Source organism: uncultured Kiloniella sp., from assembly GCF_937128705.1.
In the GTDB taxonomy this organism is placed as follows: Bacteria; Pseudomonadota; Alphaproteobacteria; order Kiloniellales; family Kiloniellaceae; genus Kiloniella.
In genome coordinates this window covers 16897-38645 of record NZ_CAKZMP010000099.1, presented here as the reverse complement: position 1 = coordinate 38645, position 21749 = coordinate 16897, and the positions used below count along the sequence as shown (strand labels likewise).

At 46.9% G+C, this 21749-nt stretch carries 19 protein-coding genes; 12 read left to right on the top strand and 7 right to left on the bottom strand.

The genetic code is table 11. From position 1 onward, the window contains the following. Positions 1-29: 29 nt before the first annotated feature. The gene (locus Q0241_RS06100; RefSeq protein ID WP_299374695.1) at positions 30-587 is read left to right on the top strand and encodes a hypothetical protein; all 558 of its coding nucleotides are present in this window, start codon (positions 30-32) and stop codon (positions 585-587) included. 51 nt (positions 588-638) lie between these two features. On the opposite strand, the gene Q0241_RS06095 is transcribed toward Q0241_RS06100, so the two are convergent. The 5 genes from Q0241_RS06095 to Q0241_RS06075 form a co-directional block, all read right to left on the bottom strand. Next, entirely contained in the window at positions 639-2273 is a 1635-nt protein-coding gene (locus Q0241_RS06095) for an acyl-CoA synthetase (protein ID WP_299374692.1), read from the bottom strand. A gap of 52 nt (positions 2274-2325) precedes the next feature. Further along, positions 2326-3207 carry a 3-hydroxyisobutyrate dehydrogenase gene (gene mmsB, locus Q0241_RS06090; protein ID WP_299374689.1) on the bottom strand — a complete coding sequence of 294 codons (882 nt, stop codon included), beginning with the start codon at positions 3205-3207 and terminating at the stop codon, positions 2326-2328. A gap of 19 nt (positions 3208-3226) precedes the next feature. Continuing rightward, the gene (locus Q0241_RS06085) at positions 3227-4300 is read right to left on the bottom strand and encodes an enoyl-CoA hydratase/isomerase family protein (protein WP_299374685.1); all 1074 of its coding nucleotides are present in this window, start codon (positions 4298-4300) and stop codon (positions 3227-3229) included. Next, a complete protein-coding gene (locus Q0241_RS06080; protein ID WP_299374682.1) occupies positions 4297-5448 on the bottom strand; it encodes an isobutyryl-CoA dehydrogenase in 1152 nt (383 codons plus the stop codon). Before Q0241_RS06080 ends, Q0241_RS06085 begins: the two co-directional genes overlap by 4 nt. Positions 5449-5533: 85 nt before the next feature. Continuing rightward, a complete protein-coding gene (locus tag Q0241_RS06075; RefSeq protein ID WP_299374679.1) occupies positions 5534-7033 on the bottom strand; it encodes a CoA-acylating methylmalonate-semialdehyde dehydrogenase in 1500 nt (499 codons plus the stop codon). 224 nt (positions 7034-7257) lie between these two features. Here Q0241_RS06075 and Q0241_RS06070 point away from each other — a divergent pair, with 224 nt between their 5' ends. The 3 genes from Q0241_RS06070 (at position 7258) to Q0241_RS06060 (ending at position 10253) form a co-directional block, all read left to right on the top strand. Further along, a complete protein-coding gene (locus Q0241_RS06070; protein WP_085900417.1) occupies positions 7258-8163 on the top strand; it encodes a LysR family transcriptional regulator in 906 nt (301 codons plus the stop codon). A 259-nt stretch (positions 8164-8422) separates the two neighbouring features. Further along, positions 8423-8752, top strand: coding sequence for a hypothetical protein (locus Q0241_RS06065; protein WP_299374672.1), 330 nt, complete (start codon positions 8423-8425; stop codon positions 8750-8752). A gap of 34 nt (positions 8753-8786) precedes the next feature. Further along, positions 8787-10253 carry a methyl-accepting chemotaxis protein gene (locus tag Q0241_RS06060; protein ID WP_299374669.1) on the top strand — a complete coding sequence of 489 codons (1467 nt, stop codon included), beginning with the start codon at positions 8787-8789 and terminating at the stop codon, positions 10251-10253. A 73-nt stretch (positions 10254-10326) separates the two neighbouring features. On the opposite strand, the gene Q0241_RS06055 is transcribed toward Q0241_RS06060, so the two are convergent. Continuing rightward, positions 10327-12621 carry an esterase-like activity of phytase family protein gene (locus Q0241_RS06055; protein ID WP_299374666.1) on the bottom strand — a complete coding sequence of 765 codons (2295 nt, stop codon included), beginning with the start codon at positions 12619-12621 and terminating at the stop codon, positions 10327-10329. A 75-nt stretch (positions 12622-12696) separates the two neighbouring features. Next, a complete protein-coding gene (locus tag Q0241_RS06050; RefSeq protein ID WP_299374663.1) occupies positions 12697-13296 on the bottom strand; it encodes a GNAT family N-acetyltransferase in 600 nt (199 codons plus the stop codon). A gap of 194 nt (positions 13297-13490) precedes the next feature. Between Q0241_RS06050 and Q0241_RS06045 the strand changes: the two genes are divergently transcribed. From Q0241_RS06045 to Q0241_RS06010, 8 genes are read left to right on the top strand one after another with little or no spacing between them, the layout of a single operon-like run. After that, a complete protein-coding gene (locus Q0241_RS06045; protein WP_085904625.1) occupies positions 13491-13874 on the top strand; it encodes a MerR family DNA-binding transcriptional regulator in 384 nt (127 codons plus the stop codon). A gap of 38 nt (positions 13875-13912) precedes the next feature. Continuing rightward, positions 13913-14413, top strand: a complete 501-nt coding sequence (locus Q0241_RS06040) for a PaaI family thioesterase (protein ID WP_299374657.1) — start codon at positions 13913-13915, stop codon at positions 14411-14413. Between the two features lie 24 nt (positions 14414-14437). After that, positions 14438-15613, top strand: coding sequence for an isovaleryl-CoA dehydrogenase (locus tag Q0241_RS06035; protein ID WP_299374654.1), 1176 nt, complete (start codon positions 14438-14440; stop codon positions 15611-15613). After that, entirely contained in the window at positions 15613-17220 is a 1608-nt protein-coding gene (locus Q0241_RS06030; RefSeq protein WP_299374651.1) for a carboxyl transferase domain-containing protein, read from the top strand. Before Q0241_RS06035 ends, Q0241_RS06030 begins: the two co-directional genes overlap by 1 nt. 4 nt (positions 17221-17224) lie before the next feature. Then, positions 17225-18010, top strand: a complete 786-nt coding sequence (locus tag Q0241_RS06025; protein WP_299374648.1) for an enoyl-CoA hydratase/isomerase family protein — start codon at positions 17225-17227, stop codon at positions 18008-18010. Positions 18011-18036: 26 nt separating this feature from the next. After that, positions 18037-20019 (top strand): acetyl/propionyl/methylcrotonyl-CoA carboxylase subunit alpha, encoded by a 1983-nt coding sequence (locus Q0241_RS06020; RefSeq protein ID WP_299374645.1) that lies wholly within the window; start codon positions 18037-18039, stop codon positions 20017-20019. A 1-nt stretch (position 20020) separates the two neighbouring features. Further along, positions 20021-20926, top strand: coding sequence for a hydroxymethylglutaryl-CoA lyase (locus tag Q0241_RS06015; RefSeq protein ID WP_299374642.1), 906 nt, complete (start codon positions 20021-20023; stop codon positions 20924-20926). 56 nt (positions 20927-20982) lie between these two features. Beyond that, positions 20983-21735 (top strand): SDR family NAD(P)-dependent oxidoreductase, encoded by a 753-nt coding sequence (locus Q0241_RS06010; RefSeq protein ID WP_299374637.1) that lies wholly within the window; start codon positions 20983-20985, stop codon positions 21733-21735. The last annotated feature ends 14 nt before the right edge of the window (positions 21736-21749 follow it).

The window sequence follows — 21749 nt, the reverse complement described above, 5'->3', positions numbered from 1 at the left end:
CGGATAGATCCGGTACAAGGAGAAACTCTATGGCTGATATTATCCATGAGCTAAAACACAACGCCCGCATTCTTCACCGTAATATCACAACGGGGAAACAAGCGAGCCTTGCTTTCATTAAAAAGAACCCGGATTTAAAAAAGCTTTCTGATCTCGAGATTATCGAGACCGTAAAGCGCAAACATTGTTTATCTCAAATCGCAAAAGCGCTTGGGTTTAAAGGGTGGTCACATCTATCCCAAATTATCCAAATGAAAACGACCCCAGTCCCCACGGGCGAAAGATCAGAACTCGATTATGGCAAACTTCTCTGTCCATCCAGATGTATGGCCTATACAAACTTCTGGACCGTGTTCTACCCCGAAGCCAAAGAAAACAGGGACCAGACCAACGGATACCTGTTGACCTATGGCACCCAGTTTTTGGTGACAGAACAAGATTATATCGAAACCTTGGGACTGGCCCCCAAAGATCCGGATTGGGATCTTATAGAACGAGACTGGGCCGACCCTAAAAACACGGAGGTCAGAGACCGCCTCTATCAAAAGTTGATTACTCATAACCTAAAAGATCAGGTTTGGTTATAATCAGTACGGGTGAGAGTAATCCTTTTGATTACTCTCACTTCAACAAAATCTTTACCCCAAATCTCTGAGTTCTCGTCGAATGATTTTACCAGTTGTTGTCATAGGCAGGGCATCGACAAAAGCGACTTCGCGCGGATATTCATGCGCAGCAAGTTGCTTCTTAACAAAGGTCTGAATTTCTGATGCCAGCTTATCATCCCCAAGAAAATTATCATTGAGTACGATAAAGGCCTTAACAATTTCAGTTCGTTGCGGGTCCGGTTTACCAACTACACCCGCCATACGAACGGCGGGGTGTCCCATCAGGCAGTCTTCAATTTCACCGGGGCCAATGCGATAACCCGATGACGTAATGACGTCATCATCCCGGCCAACAAACTGTATCCAACCCTGATCATCAAGAATACCCGTATCCCCTGTTAAGAGCCATTCACCTGCAAATTTTGCCTTTGTTGCATCCGGGTTGTTCCAATATTTGAGGAACATTACGGGATCAGGAGACTTAACAGCAATATTGCCCAGCGTACCTTGCTGAAGGATCTCGCCCTCATCATTAACAATCGCCAGATTGTGCCCAGGAACGGCACGGCCCATTACGCCCGGTCTTGCATCCATAATTTTGGCGCAGGACGACACAATCATATTACATTCTGTTTGCCCATAGAATTCATTGATTGTTAGTCCGAATGTTTTTTGACCCCATTCCAGAAGCTCTGTCCCCAGAGACTCTCCGCCTGACGCAATAGAGCGCATATTTAGATCCCAGCGAATTTCAGGATCAGAAACTGACCGCATCATCTTAAGTGCCGTCGGTGGAATAAAAGCATTCCTGATCCCCTGTTCCGCGAGCAGATCAAATGCTGCTTCGGCCGTGAACTTTTCAAAACGTCGGGCAACAACTGTTACGCCGTGGTGTAGTGCAGGTAGCAACACATCGAGAAGCCCTCCGATCCAAGCCCAATCTGCAGGTGTCCAGATTTTATCGCCAGGTTGAGGAAAGAAATCATGTGACATCTCAACACCCGGTAGATGTCCGAGTAAGACACGATGCGCATGGAGAGCACCCTTTGGTTGCCCTGTCGTTCCAGAGGTATAGATAATCAAGGCCGGATCGTCCGGTTTCGTCTCGACAGGGGTAAAATCTGTGGAATGGGTCAATAAATCCCGATGCAGATCCTTTGCCCCAGCAGAAGTCCCGCCACCTGCAGAAGCCCCATCAATGGAATAGACGTGTTTCAAATCTGGCAATCGGTCTTTGATTTCATTAATTTTCTCGACACCAGACTGATTGGTAATAACAACCCGTGCACCTGAATTTGACAGTCGATATTCCAACGCCTCGACACCGAAGAGCATGAACAAGGGTACCGCAATGCAGCCCATTTTGTAGGCCGCAATGTGCGAAAATGCTGTTTCTAAAGACTGAGGTAGTAAAATGGCAACCCTGTCGCCCCGGTTGATCCCCGATGACGACAAAAGGTTAGCCATACGATTTGAATAATCTCTCAGATCACCAAAGCTATAGTCTGCGACATTGCCATCAATATCCACAAAACTCAGCGCCAAGCGATCCGGGGCGCGTTTGGCCCATTTATCACAGACATCAACACCGATATTATAACTATCTGGGATATCCCACTCAAAGGCCTCTTTAACCGCATGATAATCAGACCCGTGACTTAACATGATCACCCCAAATTTACGTTATCGCCGAAAGGAAAACCAACGAAACAGAATGTTATTTATCGCTCTTTAAATGGTTGATGATACCTGAAAAATCAATCCCGCTACCACCTGCATCATTAAAGCTTTGATAAAGCTCTTCTGCATGAGACCCAAGCGGCGTTGGCACACCAGCAGATTTGGCAGCGTCTTGTGAGAGTTTTAAATCTTTCAGCATCAAGGCCGCCGCAAATCCCGGTGTATAGTCATTATTTGCAGGGCTGGTTGGCACTGGCCCGGGAACAGGACAATAGGTGTTGATTGACCAGCACTGACCAGAAGACGTGGAAGCAACATCAAACAGGGCTTGGTGGTCTAGTCCCAGTTTTTCCGCGAGATTAAAAGCTTCTGAAGAAGCAATCATGGAAATACCGAGGATCATGTTGTTGCAAATTTTTGCAGCCTGTCCATTGCCTGCACCGCCACAATGCACAACCTTTCCACCCATGATATCTAGAAGCTCATGCGCTTTATCAAAAGCTTCTCTGGTACCACCAGCCATAAAGGTCAAGGTACCAGCTGTTGCGCCACCAACACCACCGGAAACCGGCGCATCGAGGGATAACATACCCGCTTTTTCAGCCGCGTCATGGGCCGTGCGTGAGCTATCAACATCAACGGTTGAACAGTCAATGAAAAGTGATCCCGTCTTCGCGGCTTTCAATGTGACTTCATAGACACTGAGGAGGTGCTTTCCCGCCGGAAGCATCGTAATAATCGCATCCGAAGCAGCAACGGCTTCGTCAACATTATCCACAATTTCAATACCATCTTTTCTGGCGTGATCTTTTGCTTCTTCGGACAGATCAAAGCCTTTAACCGTATAGTTGGCTTTTACCAGGTTGGCCGCCATTGGGCCGCCCATGTTACCCAGTCCGATAAATGCTATAGTTTTCATGTTCTTTTCCTCTTCCGATTTACCGGATTATCCCAGATGACAGACCAAGTTCATTTGATCCGAGACTTGCAAAACAATCGCTCACCATTGCCTCAGACACAGCTTCCAATGTCGCGGGGGACCACTGGGGATTTCCGGTTTTATCGATAACAACCGCACGTACACCTTCGAAAAAATCTTTCTGTTCGAACATGCGACACGCAAGACGGTATTCCATATCCAGATCTTCTTCGATCCCGCCCAGCGTGCTGGCCTTACGAATAGCAGCCAGCGTTACCTTCATCGAATGCGGTGCGCGACCAGCAAGATCTTTGACTATTTTCTGTCCCAAATCACTATCTGCTTTTTCAGCAGCAGTCACAATTTCCTCGACAGAGTTAGAAGAGAATATCTGATCAATTTGCCCTCTGATTTCAGCAAGTTGAGATTGACCGGAACTCACGGTGAAACTTCTGAGCAAACTATCAACATCTGCCCGCGCATCAGTACCGTAATCGGCCTGAGATAGTACTTCAATCAAGTTCGGCAGCTTGTCGCTTTGGATTTCAACATCTGCCAATCCGGCATAAATAGCATCTTGCGCCCCGATACGATGCCCGGTTAATCCCAGGAATGTGCCAACTTCACCCGGCGCATTCGCCAAAAGCCACGTACCACCGACGTCCGGGAAAAGGCCGATGGCGGTTTCAGGCATCGCAATCATGGACCGTTCTGTCACCAAGCGATTACTGCCATGTGCAGAAATGCCAACACCACCACCCATGACAATGCCATCCATAATAGCAACATAGGGTTTTGGGTAATTGGCTATAAGCGCATTGAGCTTATACTCATCGGCCCAGAATTTTTGGGCAACACCATCGCGTTCCTGTCCAGATTTATAAAGGGCGCGAATATCCCCCCCTGCACACAAGCCGCGCTCACCAGCGCCATCAACAATAACAACCCGAACTGTTTCATCTGTTTGCCAGCTTTCCAAAGCAGCCAACATTCCGTGAACCATATCCAAAGAAAGAGCATTCAAAGCCTTGGGGCGATTAAGCGTAATGCGTCCTGCACTACCTTCTTGCCGAACGATCAACTCATCTGTCATGCTCTGTCTCCTTTCAACAGATCACGAGATATAATCAGTCGCATAATCTCGTTGGTCCCTTCCAGAATTTGATGAACTCTTAAGTCTCGAACAATTTTTTCGATACCGTAATCCGCCAGGTATCCATAACCACCATGAATTTGAAGGGCCTCGTTTGCCACAGTAAAACCGGTATCTGTTGCAAAACGTTTCGCCATTGCGCACCAGCGCGTGGCGTCGTGTGTTTTCGCATCCAACTTGGTTGCCGCTGTATATAAAAGCGTGCGGGCCGCGGTCAGTTCAGTTTCCATGTCGGCAACTTTGAACTGTAGTCCTTGAAACTGAGCAAGTGACTTCCCGAAGGCTTTACGTTCGCCCATATAGCCAATGGCTTTATCCAAGGCAGATTGTGCACCACCAAGAGAGCAGGCACCAATATTTAAACGACCACCATCAAGTCCCATCATGGCAATTTTAAAGCCCTGCCCTTCTTCACCAATCATATTGGCAGCAGGAATGCGCACGTCTTCCATGACGACGGTTCTTGTCGGTTGCGCTTTCCATCCCATTTTCTTTTCGTTGGCCCCAAAAGAAACACCCTCTGCATCTTTTGGTATCAGAAAGCAAGAAACACCACTTGCCCCATCACCGCCCGTACGAGCCATAACCAAGTAAAGATCAGATGTCCCCGCGCCAGAAATAAACTGTTTCGCACCATTAAGGACAAAGTCATCACCATCACGAACCGCTTTGGTTTTCAAAGCTGCAGCGTCAGATCCTGCTGATGGTTCCGTCAGACAATAGCTGGCGATAAGATCCATGGTCATCATTTGCGGCAACCACTTTTGGCGCTGTTCTTCTGTGCCAAAGCGGTCAATCATCCACGATGCCATATTGTGAATAGAAATAAAGGCCGATACAGCCGGACATCCAGCAGAAAGCGCTTCAAAAATCAACGCAGCATCCAAACGTCCCAAGCCAGAGCCACCGACATCATCCCGAACATAGATCCCCCCCATACCAAGAGCAGCCGCTTCACGCATTACATCAACAGGGAAATGTTCTTTTTCATCCCATTCCAACGCAAAAGGTGCAATTTTGTCACGGGCAAAATCCTGTGCCATTTCTTGAATAGCACACTGTTCTTCATTCAGTTCAAATTGGCTCATCAGTTTATCTTTTATTCAGAAATAAAGAGAACGGGATGCCCCAACTGCCATGACAGCAATCAGGAAACATCCCGTATTTTTAGACTCAATCCATTGTTGGAATTGAGAACTCGGCACCTTCTTTCACACCAGAAGGCCAACGTTGAGTTACCGTCTTGGTCTTGGTGTAGAAACGAATTGCATCTGGCCCGTGCTGGTTCAAATCACCAAAACCAGAACGCTTCCAGCCACCAAATGTGTAATAGGCAAGCGGCACAGGAATTGGCACATTCACGCCAACCATGCCAACGTTCACCTTGGTCATGAAGTCGCGCGCTGTATCCCCGTCACGGGTATAAATCGCAACGCCATTACCATACTCATGCTCACTTGGCAGACGAAGTGCTTCTTCATAGTCCTTGGCACGTACAACAGAGAGAACCGGGCCAAAAATCTCTTCTTTGTAAATACGCATATCAGGGGTCACGTTATCAAACAGGCACCCGCCCATGTAAAAACCTTCTTCATAGCCCTGCATGACAAAGTCACGACCATCAACGACCAGCTTTGCGCCTTCTTCAAGGCCAATACCAACATAGCCCTTGGTACGTTCAACTGCTTCGGCTGTAACCATAGGGCCAAAATCAGCATCGGGATCAGTCGACAGGCCAATTCTCAATGCTTCAACACGTGGCGTTAGCTTTTCGATGAGACGGTCAGCTGTTTCTTCACCCACAGGAACAGCCACAGAAATAGCCATACAGCGTTCCCCGGCAGATCCATAACCAGCGCCGATCAACGCATCCGCGACCTGATCCAAATCTGCGTCAGGCATAATAATCATGTGGTTCTTCGCACCGCCAAAACACTGAGCTCGCTTACCCTGCGCGGTTGCCCGTGTATAGACATACTCAGCAATCGGTGTCGAACCAACAAAACCAACGGCTTTAATATCCGGGTCATCCAGAATAGCATCCACAGATACTTTATCGCCATTCACAACATTCAAAATGCCAGCCGGAAGACCAGCTTCCAGCATCAGTTCACCCAGACGAAGTGGCAATGAAGGATCACGTTCGGAAGGCTTAAGGATAAAAGCATTTCCAGAAACGATTGCAGGTGCAAATTTCCACATCGGGATCATAGCCGGGAAGTTAAAAGGCGTAATGCCTGCGACAACGCCCAAAGGTTGGCGCATAGAGAACATGTCAATGCCCGGGCCAGCACCTTCGGTAAACTCACCTTTTTGTAAATGCGGGATACCACACGCAAATTCAACAACTTCTAGGCCACGCTGAATATCACCTTTGGCATCAGGAATTGTTTTACCATGCTCACGGGACAGCATTTCGGCAAGTTCGTCGTAGTTTTCCTGGCAAAGATGTAAGAACTTGAGCATCACACGCGCACGCTTTTGCGGGTTAGTTGCCGCCCAAGCCGGTTGTGCTGCTTTGGCATTTTCCACAGCAGCTCTTAATTCGTCTTCAGAAGCCAGAGGCACCTTCGCGGCAATCTCTCCGGTCATTGGCCAGAAAACATCGCTAAAACGTCCGGAAGTACCATTTACTTTTTCGCCACCAATCAGGTGATAGAGTTCAGCGGTCATACCGCATCTCCTTCAAATAGTGATCGCGTCTGATCATATGTCGAAAAACACAGGACACAGGACGCGGCAAATTGTTTAAAAGAGCATCTGCCTGTAAATTCAAAAATCCAAATCGGATCATCTGAACAAAAGATGCCAGCTTCTCGATCTTGTCACATAGACTTGCATTGTTTTTTTTGCACAGCTATAGGTAATAGTGACAAACCAGTGTGCGAAAATACATTATGAACCCTACTTTTGACTGGAATGACCTCCGCCCATTCCTCGCCGTTGCGCGAACAGGAAAACTGACAATTGCGGCAAAACGCCTGAAAGTGGATCATACCACAGTCAGCCGCCGTATTCAGGCCCTCGAAACCGCGTTGAACGCAACCTTGTTCGAACGCGGGCCCCAAGGCTATGCGCTCACAGAAATAGGGCAACGATTACTTGGTGCGGCGGAGTCCATGGAAACCATGGCAATGGGTGTTCAAAATGAAATTGCCGGGGCTGATCTAGATCTAACCGGGGCCGTCAGGATTGGGGCACCCGATGGTTTTGGCAGTTATTTTCTGGCTCCGAGAATTTGTGATCTTTGTCGATCACACCCGGGGTTGGAAATTGATCTCGTCGCAATGCCACGCATGTTTAGCCTTTCAAAACGCGAAGCAGACATCGCCATTGGCCTCAGCCGCCCGACAGAAGGACGTTTGCGATCCCGTAAACTCACCGACTATCGCCTGGGCCTTTATGCATCACCAGAGTATTTGGAACGTCGGGGACCAATCACTCACAAAGATCAATTAAAAGAGCATCGTCTGGTAGGTTATATTGAAGACTTGATCTTCTCTCCAGAACTGAACTACGTCCCTCAAATAGGAAAAGAACTGCGTCCCCAACTACGCAGTACAAACCTGATTGCCCAGATGCACGCAACCTCAACAGGGGCTGGTATCTGTATCCTGCCCTGCTTTATGGCTGATAATCAGGAAAACCTCGTCCCTGTACTTCGCGAAGAAGTCAACTTCATGCGGACCTTCTGGCTTATCTACCATGCTGACTTGCAAGGCTTTGCCCGAATAAGAGCAGCCGTCGACTTCATCGTTGAAAAAGTAACTAGAGAGAGAAAAGTATTTTTACCAGAAACCTAGGCTTAAAAATTACAAATAGCCACCAGATACCAATCCCCGGTATCCAGATGTAACTTACGGCGCCTTTTCGCTAAATAGTTGCAAATCAATGCTTGTAGCGATTTACCCGCCCCAAAAATCAATTACAATTAGCAAGATATTAACCTGTCGCCCTTTAAATATCTGTATCAAAAACAAAAAGCGCACCCTACGAATGGGATCGTTTTAAAGGGAAAGTATGGTTGTTATTTAAAAACAACCATATCCATGGGAACACTTGATGGAAGCAGAGAATAAATTTTCTCTTAAAAATCTAACCCCGGCGTTATTGCTGATACTATTCAGTAGTGTCTATCTGGGGTATATGTATTTTCGCCCAGCAGAAAGCGTTCAACAAGTTGCGGTACTGTTTTCACCAGAGCAAACTTTTCAAGAAAACATAGAAGCACTCGACACCATGGACGCCAGATTAGTCAGAATAGGTTATTGGGATAATTTACTCATTGTCGATTTTGGCAAAGAAATCCTAACAACGGATATACAGCTTCCTTCAGCGTTTTTATTACTTGATGCCATCGCGACAGGTAGCTGTTTCTTCACAGAAACATAAGTTCACGTATAAATAACCATAAGAGTCTAAAGCCATGAACGACTTACAAACGATTAGAACCCGTGCTGCAAAGATGTTTATTCTATTCATTTTTGCGCACATCGTTTTGACACCAATAATAGCCATCATTCTCGATGTCCCGTTTTTAGACGTTACGATTATGGCGATTGCGGTATCTCTTGCGGTTGGGCTTACGTGGAAATTTGCCGGTATTAACGCCGCAGCAACGCACTATATCATCGCTGTCGGGTTAAGTTTGATGCCAGCCATCATAACCTATCTTTTCAAGGGACATCCTTGGCAAATTGACATCCATATGTACTTTTTTGCAAGCCTGGCTATGGTAACTGCACTTTGCAACTGGAGAGCAATAATCATCGCCGCAGCGACTGTCGCGGTTCACCATTTAGTATTAAATTTCTTACTACCAGTAGCTATCTTCCCTTCAGGGGCTGATTTTTTCCGGGTAGTATTGCATGCCGTAATTGTTATCGCCGAAACCGTTGTTCTTTTATGGTTGGCTATTAAATTAGAAGCTGCGTTCAGCCAAGCGGCTGCGGCATTATCCGAAGCGACCTTTGCTCAAAAAGAAATTGAAAAAGCGCGCGAAGAACAATTATTGATAGAACAAACAGCAAAAGAGAAAAATAACGAAGCTCGGGTACAGATGGCAAATGACTTTGAAGCATCTATTGGGCGCATTATTTCTACTCTATCCGGATCAGCAAACGGCATGAGAACGGTTGCCCAAGATATGTCGAGCGCTGCAACACAATCATCCAGCCAAACATCCGTCGTTGCAAGCGCCGCAGAAGAAGCATCAACAAATGTTCAATCGGTCGCGGCAGCTACAGAAGAGTTATCAGCATCCATTAATGAAATATCTTCACAAGTACAGCGATCAGCCGACATAGCAAACAATGCGGTAGAAGAAGCATCACTTACAAATGACAAGATTGAAGGTCTGGCCCTCGCCGCGGATAAAATTGGTGAAGTCGTCAAACTTATTAACGACATCGCAGAACAGACAAACCTGCTAGCACTTAACGCTACAATCGAAGCAGCGAGAGCTGGCGAAGCTGGAAAAGGCTTTGCTGTTGTTGCATCCGAAGTGAAATCTCTGGCAAATCAAACAGCAAAAGCAACAGAAGATATTTCTTCACAGATCAACTCTATCCAAACTGAAACGAAAGACGCCGTGTCAGCCATACAGAGTATATCTGGAACGATTAAGTCAATTCATGAGGTTGCGACGGCAATTGCATCAGCTGTTGAAGAGCAAGGCGCTGCGACATCTGAGATAACAATGTCTGTCCAGCAAGCTGCAAACGGAACAGAACAGGTAACATCTAATATTATACAGGTCAGAGAAACAGCAAGCGCAACAGGTTCTGCTGCTCAGCAAGTACAAAATTCAGCTTCAAGCCTCGCTGAAGAAGCTGGACAACTGGAACAACAAGTTATGAATTTTGTGGGACAGTTACGAACGTCAACATCATAGTTAGGCAGAAAACTCACAAAAAAGGCCCTAACCGCAAACAGTTAGAGCCTTTCTGCGTTGATCACCTTCAGTCTTACTGACTGGCAAGAACCTTATCAATTGGCCCCAAGTTCAAGAACAAAGTTTCGCCAGTTGAATCATCGACGCCGTCATTATCCGTGACTGCATATAAGGTTCCGTCGGCAGCAACCGTCAAGCCTTCAAGCTTGTCAGGCGTCCAGCCATTCGCCCGGTTCAAATCAGCAAGAACATCTCTGATCAGCGTTTTACGTAAAACCGGAACTTCCTTTGCGCCAAGTTCAGCAGCGGCAGTGTGCTTAACAGATACACGATAAACGCGTTTGATCGCCGCATCTGGACCGCCCTTGTTATCACGCTCTACAATCGCAAGCTCACCATTGCCAAGGCTTGTGATTTCACTCAGGCCAACCCAACCACCAGCTGGACTTTCAGGTTCATCCAAACGATAGGCATTTACACCCCAGGTTCCTGCTTTCAGATCGTGAGAAATGATTTTCGTATAGCCCTTTTTATCATCTTTCCACGCCCGTTGAACGGCAATGTAAAGCGTATCATTGTATAGTGTCACTCCTTCAAGTCCATGCTTTTTCATCTGGCTTTCAAGCTCAGTTGGCAAAGCAACTTCACGGGCAACCTGTCCCGTTGGTAATACATGTAAAAGCTTGCTTTCACGCTTTTCCGGCTTTCCTTCGGAAACAACCCAGAAACTACCATCCGGTGCGGCAACGATACCCTCAAGATCAAGGTTCTCGACAGGCTTCCCGGCTTTGGTAATACGACGAGACGAAACAATACGGGCCGGACGAGACGCCACATCAATTGTGAAAATATCAGCTGTGGAATAGAAGCTGTCATTCACAGCATAGAGGATTGATGGATCGGTCGCATTAGCGGTCAGGCCTGATAGGGCACCCCAACCGATCGGTGTACCATTCGGCCCATCGACAGACACAATCTGCGGCAAACTTACGCCCTCATTACCCTGTTTATAAATCGTCAGGTTTGAGCGATAGCCGTCTTTAACAGCATCTTTTTCATTTGCGATAACAACAAGTCCACGCGATGGGATAGTAACAATTCCCTCGGGGCCAACACCGCCAGATGGCAATGCCTGAACAAAATCAAAACGATTATTCAATCCACCAGCCGTTTTCACATCCTGATAAACACCAATAAGATTGGCACGTTCCAGCCCGACAAAAACAAGGCGATCCTTACCGTAAGTTCCAACAGTTACACCTTCGGGCTCTGTTCCCTTTTTGTGAGACCGCTTTTCCGGATAGTGCCCCATAGATACAGCCAAACGTTCTGTCTGAGAACCACTGTCGAACAACACCGAACCTGATTTGGAAAACACGGTAAAACCACGTGATCCGCCTTCGTAATCACCTTCGTTTGCCGTTACAAAACGATCATCATCAATCCAAGAAACAGCATCTGGCTCGCGCTTAAGATCAGAAAGACTTTCCGTTAGGGAAATGGATTTATCTTTTGTGTTATCAACGCCAGTGATTGACGATGTACCAGCAGAGTAATGATTTATAACTTTGTTATTTTCCAGATCAACAATAACGATATGGTTGTTTTCCTGAAGTGTCACAACAGCCTGATTAAGCCCGTTGATAGAAACGAACTCAGGCTCAGGATCAGTTGGCGCAATGTCCGTCAGACCTTTTAAGTCAGTGACAGCAGCATTATCACAATTTGAAAGCAGCCCCGTATCATTCAAACGGAATGTCGCAAGATGGCCCGCCGGATTTTGCGGAATGACACCATCGTTCAAGTCTTCATCCCGCTCGTTCTCAATGGCAACCGCAAGGTATTTTCCGTTCGGGCTAAGTGCAACACTGTCAGGCTGTCCGGACACATCACATTTTGCGACGACCTTATTGGCTTTGAGATCAACAATCGCCATATAGCCGGAAGGCTTTACATAACTCTTAGAGGTATTAACCCCGACATAAGCGTAGTTACCTTTGACAGTCACAGATGTCGGCTCACCACCAACATTTACTACGCCAGCGGGTTTAGGGTTGGCAGGATCAAATATATCAACTTTACCAATCGCCTCCAATTCGGAGTCCGTGTAAACAAGCATCGTTCCCTTCATCGCCGGTGCAACAATCTCAGCAACCGTTTCTGTCGCTTTATCTTTGCCTTTGGGCAGATTTTCATAAATTGGAAAAGAAGACAGGCGGCTAAAAGGTTCAACGGCAAACGCCGATGTTGCAAGACACATAGCCACAACGGCCAGACTTGCGGACTTACCAAGATTTTTCATTACGTGGACTCCCGATGGATTGTATTTATTCTCCCCTGCTATGCCGCGTTCTGATTTCAAAGGCATGACAAATTCATGTCAGTTTTTGGAAGTTACCGTTTTAGGAGATTTTGGTAGTTATTAAAAGCTTATGACGCTTGGTCACACCGTCAGGTCATCCCATTGAGAATGACGCATGGCGAAAACCAGTTCATCCGTCCAGCAGCCCTTAATCCACTCATTCTCTATAAGATGGGCTTCTTGCTTTAACCCAAGTTTTTTCATTAAAGCGGCCGAAGCTTTGTTTCGCCCATCGCAACGCCCAACTATGCGATGTAATCCAAGATCCTCAAAACCATAACGCAAGATCTCTTTTGATGCCTCAAACCCGTAACCTTTTCCATGGAATTTTGGATTGAATACAAAACCAATCTCGCCTTGAGAAAAAGTAGCACTGGTTAAAATGAGAATAAGATCGCCGACAAAATCACCTGTTCTCTTTTCTTCTACAGCTAAGATTAACGTGTCATTGTCTTTGTTAAGGCTATTCATCTCTAGCCGCTTATCAAGGGTTCTCCTTGTTTCGTCCAGGGTCTGCTCTTCTTCGTATAGATAACGAACAACATCCCCCTGATTTCGAAGTTTGTATAGAGAATCAAGATCATCGCTTTTAAAACGCCTCAGAATTAATCTCTCGGTTTCAATCTCAAGGTTATTGATATCAACAACCGAAATACTCGGAATGCTTTGCGACAAAGTCATTTATTACTCTCTGAGAACAAAATAAAGGGGATGCCAATCAAGAAATTACAAAATAGGATTTTTATTAAAAAAAACAAGAACCTACACCTAACTTAAACAACAAAATCCTCATCAAACAAAAACACAACTACTTGTTATAATTAATATATAACAATTTAATTGACGTTTACGTAAAATGCATAAATACTATCAAAATGACAAAAAGACGCTACTATACTATTACGGAACTCACCGCAGAATTTGGGATTACCACGCGTACTCTCAGGTTTTATGAGGATGAGAAACTTCTCAACCCCGAACGGCAAGCTCGGAAGCGTCTATATACACCAAGGGACAGAACACGATTAAAGCTCATTCTAAGAGGGAAGCGTCTGGGGTTTAGCTTGGCAGAAGTCAGAGAGATCATCGAAATGTATGATCATGCCCCAGGGGAGCGCGGACAACTCGAGAAACTACAGGGGCGCATCGCTGAACGACAGGCAGAGCTGGAACAAAAACAAAAAGACATTCTGGAAACTCTGGAAGAACTTAATCAGGTGAATAGCTCCGTTCAACAACGGCTCAATGAATTAAAATAAAAACCCGAGCTAAAATAAAAGAACACAGGGAAGAACCGATGACCAAAACACACTTTGAACCTCGAAACCCGGACTACGCTGATCTCATTCGCGATAGCTACAACAATACAGGTTTCGGCAAAACACTTGGTGCAGAGTTAACCGTCATTGAACCTGGTTACGTCGAAATGGAGCTGCCATTTCGTCCCGAACTGTCCCAACACCATGGCTTCTTTCAAGGTGGGGTTATCGGTGCCCTTGCTGATTATGTGGGGGGCTATGCCACCTACACATTGATAGAAGAAAATGACTCAATTCTGACAGTAGAATACAAAATCAACATGATGGCACCCGGCGCAGGAAAAAAATTAATTGGCAAAGGCACCGTCCTCAGAGCAGGCAGACGTGTTACAATCGCCCGCATGGATGTTTACGCCCTGCAAAACGATAATTCAGAAGTCCATGTTGCCGCGGCTCAAGGCACCTTTATGCGTATGGAAAACAAACCTGACGTCGCCGCGACTATCGCAAAAATTCAAAAAACAAGTACAGCAAACTAAATTTCCTCACTGGAGATAAAAATCATGAGTACAGGCCATAACTTCCCAAGTCTAAACTTCAACCTCGGTGAAGAAATCGACATGTTGCGAGATAGCGTCAAAGCCTTTGCTGATGCAGAAATCGCCCCCCGTGCTGCCGAGATTGATGAAACCAACGAATTTCCCATGGACCTGTGGCGTAAAATGGGTGACATGGGACTATTGGGAATCACTGCCGATGAAAGCTATGGCGGCAGCGGTATGGGATACCTCGCCCATATTGTCACAATGGAAGAGCTCAGTCGTGCTTCAGCATCTGTTGCTCTATCCTATGGCGCCCATTCAAATCTCTGTGTCAATCAGATCAAACGTAACGGAACCGACGCGCAAAAATCCAAGTACTTGCCAAAACTAATCACCGGAGAACATGTGGGTGCCTTAGCCATGTCAGAGCCCGGTGCTGGTTCTGACGTTGTTTCCATGCGCCTTAAGGCAGAAAAAAAGGGTGATCGCTATGTTCTGAACGGGAACAAAATGTGGATCACAAACGGCCCTGATGCCGATACGTTGGTTGTTTATGCCAAAACTGATCCCGAAGCAGGGCCAAAAGGTATCACCGCTTTTATTATCGAAAAGGATTTCCCCGGTTTTTCTGTTGCCCAAAAGCTGGACAAACTTGGCATGCGTGGGTCAAACACCGGTGAACTTGTCTTTCAAGACTGTGAAGTCCCGGAAGAAAATATTCTTGGTGACTTAAACGGTGGCGTACGCGTACTCATGTCTGGTCTGGACTATGAACGTGCGGTTTTATCTGGTGGCCCCTTGGGTATTATGTCGTCTTGTCTGGATATCATTGTCCCCTACATCCACGAGCGGAAACAATTTGGCAAAGCCATCGGCGAGTTTCAATTGATGCAAGGTAAAATGGCAGATATCTACGCAACGTGGAACGCCTGTCGATCCTATGTATATGCCGTTGGGCAAGCCTGTGATCGTGGCGAGACAACCCGAAAAGATGCAGCTGGTGCTATCCTCTATTCCGCAGAAAAAGCCACATGGATGGCCGGCGAATCAATTCAGGTTCTGGGCGGCAATGGCTATATCAACGAATTCCCGACTGGCCGTTTATGGCGCGATGCCAAGCTCTATGAAATTGGCGCAGGTACCAGCGAAATCCGTAGATACCTTATCGGTCGGGAACTCTTTGGGGAGACAGCCTAATGTCTGTCATACGTTCTAAAATTTCACCTAGATCAGAAGAATTCAAGGCCAATGCTGCTCATATGCAGGGCTTGGTAGATAATCTGAACAACATCTTGGCTGAAACAGCAAAAGGCGGCCCGGAAAAAGCACGCGAAAAGCACCTTTCTCGTGGGAAAATGCTTCCAAGAGAACGCGTTGAGGCTTTGCTGGATCCCGGCTCGCCTTTTTTAGAGATCTCACCGATAGCTGCCCATAACATGTACGATGCCAACATTGCCGCCGCAGGTGTTATTGCGGGCATTGGTTTAGTATCCGGTGTCGAATGTATGATTTTGGCAAACGATGCAACGGTCAAAGGTGGTACTTACTACCCCATGACCGTTAAAAAGCATCTGCGGGCTCAGGAAATTGCACAGGAAAACAGGCTCCCTTGTATTTATCTGGTTGATTCAGGTGGCGCAAACCTTCCCAACCAAGACGAAGTTTTCCCTGATAGAGATCACTTTGGTCGGATATTCTATAATCAGGCCCAGATGTCTTCCATGGGTATCCCCCAAATCGCCGTTGTCATGGGGTCTTGTACTGCTGGTGGTGCTTATGTACCGGCCATGTCTGACGAAACAATTATCGTCAAGGAACAGGGGACAATCTTCCTGGGCGGTCCTCCCCTCGTAAAAGCAGCAACAGGCGAAATTGTCTCGGCCGAGGATCTTGGTGGCGCAGATGTTCATACTCGTCTGTCCGGTGTCGCGGACCATATGGCTGAAAATGATGCACATGCTCTGACCATCGCCCGACATGTTGTTGACAATTTGAATTGGCAAAAACCCAACCAGCTCAATCTGTCCAAGCCTGAAGAGCCGCTCTATGATCCCAAGGAAATTTATGGTGTTGTCCCCAGTGACCTAAAAACACCCTATGATGTGCGCGAAGTCATTGCCCGCATTGTTGACGGGTCTCGTTTCGATGAGTTCAAAGCCCGTTACGGTACCAGTATTGTCTGTGGCTTTTCACGCATATGGGGCTATCCTGTCGGTATTGTTGCCAATAACGGTATTCTCTTTTCAGAAAGTGCCCAGAAAGCGGCCCACTTTATAGAGCTTTGTGCGCAACGGGGTATTCCGCTTGTTTTCCTACAGAACATTTCCGGCTTTATGATTGGCCGTAAGTACGAGACAGGCGGTATCGCAAAAGATGGAGCCAAAATGGTTACCGCCGTTGCGACAGCAAATGTACCGAAGTTCACTGTTCTGATCGGGGGAAGCTTCGGGGCTGGTAACTATGGCATGTGCGGCAGAGCTTATCAGCCGCGCTTCTTATGGATGTGGCCGAATTCACGCATTTCGGTTATGGGCGGTGAACAGGCTGCATCAGTCATGTCCACACTTCGCCGTGACAATATCGAAGCAAAAGGTGGTAGTTGGTCAGCAGAGGAAGAAAAAGAATTTAAACAACCAATGCTCGACATGTTCGAAGAACAGAGTTCGCCTTATTACGCGTCTGCACGTCTTTGGGACGATGGTGTATTTGATCCCGCTCGAACGCGTCGGGTTCTAGCCCTTGGCTTGTCAGCTTCCCTTAATGCACCAATAGAAGACACCAAATTCGGTGTCTTCAGGATGTAATGATATGACCTATCAAACACTTGAAATAGAAATCAAATCATCTAATGCATGGGTTTGGATGAACCGCCCGGAAGTCCACAATGCGCTTGATGAAGTAATGATCGCAGAATTAACCCAGGCCTTTAATGAATTGGGTAAAAATCCTGACATAAGGGCAATTGTGCTGGGTGGCAGAGGTAAGAGCTTCAGTGCCGGTGCCGATCTCGGCTGGATGAAACGCGCAGCAAATTTTACAGAAGAAGAAAACCGGGTCGACGCGCTCAAGCTCGCCCACATGCTCAATACTATAGCTGAATGCCCTAAACCTGTTATCGCACGTGTACAGGGGGCCGCATTTGGAGGCGGCGTTGGTCTTACAGCAGTGGCAGACATCGCAATTGCAGGGGAATACGCCAAATTTTGCTTGTCTGAAGTAAAGCTCGGGCTGGTTCCTGCGACTATTGCACCTTATGTCGTGGCTGCTATGGGAGAAAGACAAGCCCGACGGTACTTCCTGACCGCTGAAATTTTTAAATCGGATAAAGCAGCCGATATCGGCTTTGTTCATGAAAGCTGTCTTGATGAGAAACTGGACCAAACCATAGAAGACCTATTGTCATCTTTGGGTCTTGCGGCACCTGACGCCCTTCATGTGGCAAAGAAGCTTATTAAAACGGTTAGTCATCGACAACTCGACGATACCTTAATGAATGAAACAGCTGAACTCATCGCTCAACAACGGTTAAAGCCCGAGGGACGCGAAGGTCTCAGCGCTTTCTTCGAAAAACGCAAAGCTTATTGGGTCGCCTAAATCGGACTTGGATCAGGAAGAATTGAATGTTTAATAAAATCCTTATTGCAAACCGTGGTGAAATCGCCAGACGCATAATCAGGACCGCCCATTTAATGGGCGTAAAAACCGTTGCCGTCTATTCAGACGCAGATCGGGATGCGCCCTTTGTACAGGAAGCCGACGAAGCCGTCCATATAGGTCCTCCACCTCCTGCGGAAAGCTATCTCCTCGCAGATAAAATACTCGATGTAGCAAAGGCAACAGGTGCTCAGGCTATTCACCCCGGCTATGGATTTCTTTCTGAGAATGCCAGCTTTGCCAACAATTGTGCTCAGAATGATATTGTCTTTATTGGCCCGCCAGCATCGTCAATTATCGACATGGGGGATAAATCAGCTTCCAAACGCCTGATGCGAGAAGCCGGTGTTCCTTTATCGCCGGGGTATGAGGACGAAAACCAAGACACGGCTCACCTTGTCGAGCAAGCAAAGAAAATTGGCTACCCTGTAATGATCAAGGCCTCTGCTGGTGGTGGGGGTAAAGGCATGCGGATCGTGCACAAAGCTGAACAGTTTGAAGAAGCGCTTGCATCTTGTCAGCGAGAATCAAAAGCAGCGTTTGGCGATGACCGTGTTCTCATTGAAAAATTCATCGAAAATCCGCGCCACGTAGAAATACAGGTTTTTGCTGATAACCATGGCAACACAATCCATCTGTTCGAACGTGATTGTTCGTCTCAACGCCGCCATCAAAAAGTTATCGAAGAGGCCCCCGCCCCCGGATTAAGTGATGAAACCCGCGATGCCATGCACAAAGCTGCGATCGCGGCTGCAGAAGCTGTAGGATATCGTGGCGCAGGTACCGTAGAATTTCTTCTTGCCCCAAATGGCGAATTTTATTTCATGGAAATGAATACACGCCTACAGGTAGAACACCCTGTTACAGAACTTATTACAGGGCTCGATCTTGTTGAATGGCAATTTCGTATCGCAGCCGGAGAACCTCTTCCAGCAAAACAGGATGAAATTTCACTATCCGGCCATGCATTTGAAGCCCGGATCTATGCCGAAGATCCTGATAATGGATTTCTCCCTGCGACAGGAAAACTGGTTCGCCTGACATTTCCAACCGCCTCTGAAAACATTCGCATTGATGCTGGTGTCGAACAAGGTGGTGTTGTCTCGCCACATTACGATCCGATGATCGCCAAACTAATTACATGGGATGAAACACGGGAAAAAGCACTGGACAGACTAAGTTCGGCCCTTAACGACACACATATCGTCGGGCTTGAAACCAACGTCGCTTTCCTTAATCGACTTGCCAATGTGCCTCCTTTTAAAGCAGCCCAACTGGATACCGGTTTGATAGAAAGAGAACAGGAAAGCCTGTTCCCCGAGAAATCAACGGCTTCGGACCTCGCCTTAATCCTCGCATCTCTTGTGGAATTACAAGGACATACACCAAACATTCCTCAATCAGATCCTCATTCACCTTGGGGTTCCCAAGACGGATGGCGTTTAGGGGGCAGAGCACAAAAACGACTGCTCTTCATCGAAAATGATTTGGAGCATAACGTCGTTGCGACATATCACGCAGACGGTTACAGCCTCTTGATCAACAAAAAGGAATACATGGTTTCCGGTCAGGTGAACAATGATAGAGTGACCGTCACGGTAGATGGTAAAATAACCAAGGCTTCCGTTATCTGTCACGAATTGGAACGCCATATTTTCTTAGAAAATCAGCACTATCAGGTCCACCTGTTTGATCCATTGATTGCTGCCGAAAACCTAGAAGAAGATACTGGTGGCCTTCGTGCCCCAATGCCAGGAAAAATCATCAAAATATTTGCGTCCATTGACGACAAAGTAAATGCTGGTGATCCCTTGATGGTTCTCGAAGCCATGAAAATGGAACACACCATTGTTGCCCCAACCAAAGGCACAGTGAAAGCTTTTCTGGGGCAGGTAAATGATCAGGTCAACGAAGGTGATGTGCTGGTTGAACTAGATGGTGAGGCATAAAATGCAGCCTACTCCCCCACAGAAAGTAAAGCTCGTCGAAGTCGGCCCGCGTGATGGACTGCAGAATGAAAAAACGCTTATCCCAGCCGAAGCAAAAATTGAGCTTATCAATCGTTTGTCAGATACTGGCCTATTAGCAATTGAGGCATCTGCTTTTGTTTCGCCCAAATGGGTGCCTCAAATGGCTGATGCAAATGAAGTCCTCTCTAGAATTACGCGCAAGCCTGATATTAGCTACCCTGTATTAACGCCAAACCTCAAAGGGTTTGAGCGGGCAGTTGAAGCTGGTGTAAAAGAGGTCGCTATTTTTGGTGCTGCTTCAGAAAGCTTCTCTCAGAAAAACATCAACTGCTCTATTCAGGAAAGCCTTGAGAGGTTTCAACCCGTTGTTCAAGCGGCCCAAGAAAAGAACATCAAAGTACGCGGTTATGTATCTTGCGTACTGGGGTGTCCCTACGAAGGTCAGATTGCGCCACAAAAAGTAGCTGGCGTTGCCAAAGCTCTTTTTGAGATGGGCTGCTACGAAATCAGCCTTGGCGATACCATTGGCACCGGAACACCCCTTGCAACTCAACAAATGATCCAAACAGTTTCAAAGTCAGTTCCCGTGGCAAAACTTGCCGGACATTTTCATGACACCTATGGTCAGGCTTTGGCGAATATTTTTGCCGCTTGGCAGTGCGGTATTTCTGTTTTTGACGCCTCTATCGCAGGTCTTGGTGGGTGTCCTTATGCCCGTGGTGCGTCCGGCAATGTTGCGACCGAAGATGTGGCTTATATGTTCAATGGCATGTCCGTAGAAACCGGAATCAACATAGATAAGTTGGTAGAAACGGCTTGGTTCATCGCCGACAAATTAGACCGTAATCCAAATTCTAAAATCTCTTTGGCAATGCGAAACGAATAATTCCATCTCTTTGTATTACGTAATCAAATCTGACCTTTGACAAGAGGAAAAAAGTTATGAAATTATCTGGTCTTACAGCGCTGATCACTGGCGCAGGTTCCGGATTAGGCGAAGCCGTTGCAAGGCATTTAGCTTCAAAAGGTGTGCATTGTGGCCTCATGGATCTCAACGACGAAGGGGTTAACCGTGTCGCTGAGGATATTGATGCCACAGCTGTCACAGCCGATGTCACTGATCCGGATGCTGTTAAAGCAGCGGTCAAGATTATTGAAGATACGCTTGGTCCCATACGCATTGTTGTAAACTGTGCTGGTATTGCTCCTGGGGCAAAACTTGTCGGTAGAGACGGCGCTCATGATCTGGATCTCTTCAAAAAGACAATCGACATCAATCTCGTTGGTGCATTTAACGTTATGCGTCTCGCCGCTGAACGCATGGTGCAATACGATGAGATTGATGGCGAGCGAGGTGTTATTATAAACACGGCTTCTATTGCAGCTTGGGAAGGCCAGATTGGTCAGGCGGCCTATGCCGCATCCAAAGGTGGGGTTGCCTCTTTGACCCTACCGCTTTCCAGAGAGCTGGCCCGAAGCTCAATACGCGTCATGGCAATCGCCCCTGGCATCATGGAAACGCCGATGATTGCAGGTATGTCCGACAAGGTAAAAGATGCTCTGGTCGAAAAAAGCCTTCACCCAAAAAGACTAGGACAGCCAGAAGAATTTGCAAGTCTAGTTGCACACATTTGTGAAAATGCTTTTCTCAATGGCTCTACAATTCGCCTTGATGGTGCCGTCCGCCTCTCTTAAATCAAGAACACCAA